The sequence below is a fragment of the Lactobacillus sp. C449L genome (assembly GCF_059900815.1).
The window spans coordinates 1-409 of sequence record NZ_JBWXGA010000397.1 but is presented as its reverse complement, the minus strand read 5'-3'; the positions used below and the strand labels follow the sequence as shown (position 1 = coordinate 409).

Genomic DNA, 409 nt, shown 5'->3' with positions numbered 1-409 from the left:
CACCAGGGGAGCCGTCTTCGGCGCCTGATCTCCCGGCCGCATCACCGTGACCGTCACGCCAAACCCCTTGTTCATCCGGAACCTCCCTGCGGTGCGCCCGCCCTCGCGGTGGGACGCTTCTCCCAGTAGACGGCCCAGGCTCGACGCGGGTTCCCGTCCGCCGTCACGCGGGCGTCATCCGGGGCACTGCCTCTCCATCGCCCGCCGCAGGACGGCCAGGACGCGCGGATCGCCCGATTGCGCGACGTTGAAGCGGAGGAAGGAGGCCGCCGTCTGCGAGACGCTGAACACGTTGCCCGGGGCGAGCACGACGTTCTCCTCCACGGCCAGGCGGGCGAGCGCGGCGGAATCCCGGCCCTCCGGCAGCCGGCACCAGAGATAGAAGCCGCCGCGCGGCATGAGCCAGGGC

Annotated in this window: 1 protein-coding gene; it reads right to left on the bottom strand. The window is 72.4% G+C overall.

Annotation, left to right across the window (positions count from 1 at the left end; all coding sequences use genetic code 11):
* Positions 1-174 precede the first annotated feature (174 nt).
* Positions 175-409: aminotransferase class I/II-fold pyridoxal phosphate-dependent enzyme (locus AC2JF9_RS09965; RefSeq protein ID WP_500727450.1), on the bottom strand; the 235-nt coding region annotated here is incomplete at its 5' end.